This window comes from Streptococcus azizii (assembly GCF_001984715.1).
Classification (GTDB): Bacteria; Bacillota; Bacilli; order Lactobacillales; family Streptococcaceae; genus Streptococcus; species Streptococcus azizii.
Window position 1 is genome coordinate 21,417 of sequence record NZ_MSPR01000024.1, and the last position, 6,518, is coordinate 27,934.

The window sequence follows — 6,518 nt, forward strand, 5'->3', positions numbered from 1 at the left end:
CATAGAGACCTACCTGTCCAGTGAGAGCTGGGCAGGTTTCATTTGTATTTTCAGGCAAATAAATTGCTTTGTGCTGGATGGGAGAAGTATAATAGGGAGGTGGATGATAAAATTCAGATAATTTTTAGAAAAAGGGAGAAGAAATCTTATGGCAAAAGATATTCGTGTCTTACTGTATTATAAATATGTTCCAATTAAAAATGCGCAAGAGTTTGCAGCGCAACATTTGGCATTTTGCAAATCAATCGGTCTAAAAGGTCGTATCCTCGTGGCAGATGAGGGAATCAATGGGACGGTTTCTGGTGATTATGAAACGACGCAACAGTATATGGACTATGTCCATTCACTTCCTGGTATGGAGGATCTCTGGTTCAAGATTGATGAGGAAAAAGAGCAGGCATTTAAAAAAATGTTTGTACGTTACAAGAAAGAAATTGTCCACTTGGGCTTAGAGGATAATGATTTCGATACGGATATTAACCCGCTTGAAACAACAGGGGCCTACCTTTCTCCCCAGGAATTTAAAGAAGCTCTTTTGGATGAGGATACGGTTGTTTTGGATACACGTAATGACTACGAGTATGACCTGGGGCATTTCCGTGGAGCGATTCGCCCTGACATCCGTAACTTTCGCGAGTTGCCCCAATGGGTTCGTGATAACAGGGAAACATTCATGGATAAACGTGTCGTAGTCTACTGTACAGGTGGTGTCCGCTGTGAGAAATTTTCTGGCTGGATGGTCCGTGAAGGCTATAAAGATGTTGCTCAATTACATGGTGGGATTGCGACCTATGGAAAAGATCCAGAAGTCCGTGGTGAGCTTTGGGACGGCAAAATGTATGTTTTTGATGAGCGGATAGCTGTTGATATCAACCACGTAGACCCTATAGTGGTTGGCAAAGACTGGTTTGATGCTACTCCGTGTGAGCGCTATGTCAACTGCGGAAATCCATTTTGTAACCGCCGTATCTTGACATCAGAAGAAAATGAGAACAAGTATCTCCGAGGTTGTTCACACGAATGCCGTGTTCACCCGCGCAATCGCTATGTCGCTGAAAACAAGTTGACTCGTGAAGAAGTTATAGAGCGTCTGGCAATGATCGGTGAGGTCCTGGATGAATTAGTAGCACCGTAAGGGTATACTCTTTTAAAATCAAAAGGATACTTGGTCAAGCTCTCAACTAGCTTTAAGAAATAGGCTGAAAACCTCCACTGGAGCTTTTCACTCGTCAGATTTCTTATTTCCTAGCTCGGGCTTCTGTGGTCACTTTCTTGTTTCAACTGGTTCATCCTCGCTTTCCGATTTCTTGGCTCGGGATTCTATGGTCACTTTCTTATTTTTGGGTGACCAGCTGAAACAGTTCCCCGAACTGTTCCACTCCACTGGATTAGGTTACTCCCCAAACTGTTTCAATCCTATGATTTTTATTGAGTATTAACGATGGCCCCCAAAAATGTAGGCTAGCTAGTCTACTGTTGGGGGCTTTTTAGTCTCCCCTCTTTTTTTGAAGAGGGGAGAGGTAAGGGGGAGGTATCTACTCTTAGGACACAGTGAGACACACTGGGATACAGTAAAAAAAGCGTAGCTGATGACTACGCCAGTTCTTGCCTGCTGAACTCATCGAAATTTACTACCTTTTTTTACTACCCCTTTGGTTTTCCCTATTGACGTGTACTTCGCAAAAATTGAGGAAAAAAGCGCAGATTGTTCGCCCTACTTTAGCATTCTTACGGATAATGGTATACTAGTCTATTATAAAGGAGGATAGCGGATGGATTTTAGAGTCATTACAGAAGATGGTAGGTATGGTGTGAGGGTGACTGCTATTATTATAAAGGAAGGTAAACTACTGACTTATAAAGTTGATCATCAAAACCATTTAGTCGGAGGGGCTATGCAAGTGGGAGAAGCTAGCTATGATGCAGTTTCTAGAGAAGTAAAAGAAGAATTAGGCTTAGCATGTGCAGTGCAAGATTTAATGTACGTCGTAGAGAATCGATTCGATTATCAAGGTGAGTTGCATCACATGGTAGAGTTCCATTACAAAGTAGAACTTTTTGGAGATGTTCCCTCTACCACAATGGATGAACATGCTTTTGAATGTGAATGGATTCCACTAGAAGAATTACCAAGCTATGACCTACGCCCTAAATTTTTAAAAGATAGCCTACAGAAATGGGATGGGCGCATTCAGCATATTGTGATACAGTTAGAAAAAGAGTAGTGTATCTTACCTGAGCCTAAAAATGAAAGAGCGAAGTTAATTAGGTGTTCAAACGTTTCTTCGTCAGATTTCCTATTTCCTAGCTCAGGCTTCTGTGGTCACTTTCTTGTTTCAACTGGTTAATCCTCGCTTTCCGATTTCTTGGTTCGGGATTCTATGGTCACTTTCTTATTTTTGGGTGACCAGCTGAAACAGTTCCCCGAACTGTTCCACTCCACTGGATTAGGTTACTCCCCGAACTTCTAGGCTCACTTTCTTATTTCTAGGTGACCGTTGAAACAGTTCACCGAACTGTTTCAATCCTATTTTCGCTAACAGGCTTTGTATCTCATCAAAAAACAGTGTGGGTTCAGGATGATTTTATGGTAAAATAGTGAGACAGAAAGTCTTTGCATAGTCACTGGGAAAATGGCTCACGGGCTAGAAATTGCGGAAGAAATGAGATAGTAGCGTTTATGAAAAAAGCAATCGTCGAGTTTGAAAACTTTAGTTTTAAGTATAGTGCTCAGCAGGAGGCAACCTTACAGGAGATTGACTTGACTATTTATCAAGGGGAGAAGGTTTTGATTGTTGGTCCCTCGGGTTCTGGAAAATCAACCTTGGGTCAATGTTTGAATGGGATTATTCCAAATATCTACCAAGGGACAAGGACAGGGAGCTTGAAGATTGATGGTAAGGACGCTTTTGAACAATCAATTTATGAGAAATCTCTCATTGTCAGCACAGTCTTGCAGGATACGGATGGACAATTCATAGGGCTTAGTGTGGCAGAAGATTTGGCTTTTGCCCTTGAAAATGATGTCATCCCTGTGGAGGAAATGAAAGAACGGATTCAAGTCTGGGCGAATCGCTTGGAGTTACAGAATTTGCTCACTCATAGACCACAGGCTCTATCTGGTGGGCAAAAACAGCGGGTAAGTCTAGCCGGTGTCTTGATTGATGAGAGTCCGATTTTGCTTTTTGATGAGCCATTGGCTAATCTGGATCCTAAATCGGGACAAGATACGATTGCGTTGATTGACAGCCTGCACAAGGAGCAGGAAGCCACGACCATTATTATTGAGCATCGCTTAGAAGACGTACTCTACCGCCAGGTAGATCGTATCGTCTTAATCAATGAGGGACGAATTTTGTATAATGGAGCGCCAGATTCCCTGCTTCGCTCTACCCTATTACTGGAAAATGGGATTAGAGAACCTCTTTATGTGACTACTCTGCGTCAATTAGGCTATGATTTGGAGAAAGAGGTAGACCTGACGAGTGTAGAAGGGTTGACCTTAGCAGACATCCAAGTAGAGGATTTGCCTGGGCTTGCTGTGAAAGAAAGGGCAGGAAGTCCCTTGGTGGAGGTGCAGCACTTGCAAGTTTCCTATGGTGAAAAGGAAGTGCTAAAGGACATCACACTCTCTATTTACGCTGGGGAGCGTCTGGCCATTATCGGTAAGAATGGTGCAGGAAAGTCCACCCTTGCCAAGGCCTTGTGTCAGTTTTTAGAGGTTTCGGGGGAAGTCTTGTGGAATGGGCAGTCCGTTTTGACTGATTCAATCAAGGAGCGGGCAGAGCGCATTGGTTATGTCTTGCAAAATCCCAATCAGATGATTAGTCAAACCATGATTTTTGATGAGGTCGCTCTGGGCTTACGCTTGCGAGGAGTGGCAGAAGAGGAAGTGACAGAGAAGGTTGAAGCAACGCTTCGCATCTGCGGCCTCTATCCTTTTCGGAAATGGCCGATTTCAGCGCTCTCATTTGGCCAGAAAAAACGGGTCACGATTGCCTCTATCTTGGTCTTAAATCCAGAAATTATTTTGCTGGATGAGCCGACGGCGGGTCAAGACCAGCGAAATTATACAGAAATCATGGATTTTCTCGATGAATTGAACCGTCAAGGGCATACCATTATCATGATTACTCACGATATGCAGTTGATGTTGGACTACTCTGACCGCTCCATTGTCTTAGTCGATGGGCAGCTTGTGGCAGATGCTCATCCGGCCAGCATTTTGACCGACCAGACTACCATTGAGGCAGCAAATTTAAAAGAAACTAGTATTTTCCACTTAGCTGAAAAACTAGGTGTCGATGCCTTGGCCTTGACCCAATTTTACATGACTAGAGAGAGGACAGAATAGATGAAGAGTATGAATATTATTGGCTATAGGGCTGGCAGTGGGTTCATTTACGATGTATCGGCCGTTAGTAAACTCGTCTTTTTCCTTATTGTCTCAATAGCTGCTATGATTACCTACGACACACGCCTGATCTTTCTGATTGCAACCCTGTCCCTTTTTCTATTCAAATGGTCGCATATCCGATTGAAGGATATCTCCTTCATTCTTATTGTGACAACGATTTTTGCTCTGATGAATGCAGTTATGGTCTACTTATTTGCTCCAGAATATGGAGTGGAGTTGTATGGTGCAAGGACGGTCGTCTGGTCAGGGATTGGTATCTATAGCCTAACCAGTCAAGAACTCTTTTATCTCTTAAATCTCCTTCTGAAGTATTTTTGTACCATTCCCCTTGCGGTTATCTTTTTAATGACCACACATCCGAGTCAGTTTGCATCGAGCTTGAATCAATTAGGAATCTCCTATAAAGTCGCTTATTCGGTCAGCTTGACGATGCGCTACATTCCGGATATTCAGGAGGAATTTTATACGATTCGGATGTCGCAGGAAGCTAGAGGAATTGAATTGTCTAAAAAAGGCAAGTTGTTGGAACGCATCAAGGGTAATTTGGCACTTGTGATTCCACTGATTTTTAGTTCCCTCTCGCGTATTGATACCATATCCACAGCCATGGAGCTCCGTCGCTTTGGGAAAAATAAAAAACGAACCTGGTATACCTACCAAGCTCTTGGAAAAAAAGACTATCAGGTTTTGTTCCTTGCAGTGAGCATCTTACTGCTAACAGGGGGATTGTTTATCGTCAACGGTGGACGTTTTTATAACCCTTGGAAATAGGTAGGGACTGCGCCTAGTTTTCACACGGGCTTAGGCAGCTGTTTCGGCTTTAGCCGATTACAGCTGAGAATCCCTTTGGTGGATAGGCAGCTGTTTCAGCTTTAGCTGATTACAGCTGAGAATCCCTTTAGTGGATAGGCAGCTGTTTCGGCTTTAGCTGATTACAGATAAGAATCCCTTTGGTGGGGTAGGTAGCCCAAGCTAGGAGAGCGTTTGATACGAGTCATACTCGCTTATTCCAATCTTCACTGGGCTAGGAATAGACTGTTGAAGTAAGTCCTAGCCAGGATAGAAAAACAAAGCAGGGACCTGAATCAAGCAGGACTACTCTGTTGATTTTCAAACTAGGAGACCATAGAGGAGATGTAGGTACAACATCTCCTTTTATAATGGTCGTTTATTTGGAATGCCTGCCTTTCGGGGGTATTTGTTTGGGGTTTCTTTTTTCTTCTCGACAATGGTCAAGGTTCGTGGGTCACCATTTGGAAGGCGATAGTCTACATTTTCGATCACTTTGGCAAAGAGGAGAGTGAGGGCGTTTTTGGCCTGCACCAGTTCATCTTCGGCACTTGATGATTTGAGGGCGATTAGTTTTCCATGTATCTTGAGAAAGGGAGTTGTCAATTCAAGAAGAATCTGCATGCGGGCTACTGCTCGGGCAGTCACGATGTCAAATTGAGCGCGAAACTTTTTATTTTGGGCAAAATCTTCAGCTCGTCCGTGATAGAAGTGGACTCGAGTGAGGTTTAATTCTTGGGCCAAGGTAGTTAGGAACTGGATGCGTTTATTGAGGGAGTCAATGATGGTCACCTCCAGCTCAGGAAAAAGAATCTTCATGGGGAGGCTGGGAAATCCAGCTCCTGCTCCAATATCCAGAAGGCGAATGGGTTCATCTGTGAGATAACCTTGCAGGATGGGAGCAAGGGAATCGTAGAAATGCTTGAGGTAGACTTCTTCCTCATCTACGATAGCGGTTAGATTGATCTTTTCATTCCACTCAATCAGACGGTTAAAATATAGGGCAAACTGCTCTTTTTGCTCATCTGTTAAAGAGTAGCCCTGTGCTGCTAAGGCAGTGTAAAATTGTTCTGGTTTCATAGTTCTATCTTATCATAAATGTGTCCAGTGGACAATGTCAATAAGTGATATAGACAATATGTAAAGACCCCCAGTTGAGAATTCGTGGATTTACCTGTACACTAGAATAAAAAAACAATCAACTTCTAACAGGAATTACCACACTCAATTGGAGGTCTTATATGTTTCATTTTACCACACTTTTCATCGGAATGGATGTTCACAAAGAAAGTTTTTCACTTTGCTATTATGA

Annotated in this window: 5 protein-coding genes; 4 read left to right on the plus strand and 1 reads right to left on the minus strand. The window is 43.0% G+C overall.

The genetic code is table 11. The annotated features are described in order from the left end of the window. Positions 1-148: 148 nt before the first annotated feature. The 4 genes from trhO to BVE84_RS09555 all read left to right on the plus strand — a co-directional run bounded on the left by trhO (position 149) and on the right by BVE84_RS09555 (position 5,188). A complete protein-coding gene (trhO, locus tag BVE84_RS09540) occupies positions 149-1,135 on the plus strand; it encodes an oxygen-dependent tRNA uridine(34) hydroxylase TrhO (RefSeq protein WP_076996778.1) in 987 nt (328 codons plus the stop codon). Positions 1,136-1,772: 637 nt separating this feature from the next. Then, positions 1,773-2,225 (plus strand): NUDIX hydrolase, encoded by a 453-nt coding sequence (locus BVE84_RS09545; protein ID WP_076996779.1) that lies wholly within the window; start codon positions 1,773-1,775, stop codon positions 2,223-2,225. Positions 2,226-2,680: 455 nt separating this feature from the next. Then, positions 2,681-4,354 carry an ABC transporter ATP-binding protein gene (locus BVE84_RS09550; RefSeq protein ID WP_076996780.1) on the plus strand — a complete coding sequence of 558 codons (1,674 nt, stop codon included), beginning with the start codon at positions 2,681-2,683 and terminating at the stop codon, positions 4,352-4,354. Next, positions 4,355-5,188: an energy-coupling factor transporter transmembrane component T family protein gene (locus BVE84_RS09555; RefSeq protein WP_135017504.1), complete on the plus strand. Its 834-nt coding sequence runs from the start codon at positions 4,355-4,357 to the stop codon at positions 5,186-5,188. Between the two features lie 384 nt (positions 5,189-5,572). Here BVE84_RS09555 and rsmG read toward each other — a convergent pair whose 3' ends face one another. Then, a complete protein-coding gene (gene rsmG / locus BVE84_RS09560) occupies positions 5,573-6,286 on the minus strand; it encodes a 16S rRNA (guanine(527)-N(7))-methyltransferase RsmG (protein WP_076996781.1) in 714 nt (237 codons plus the stop codon). Positions 6,287-6,518 lie beyond the last annotated feature (232 nt).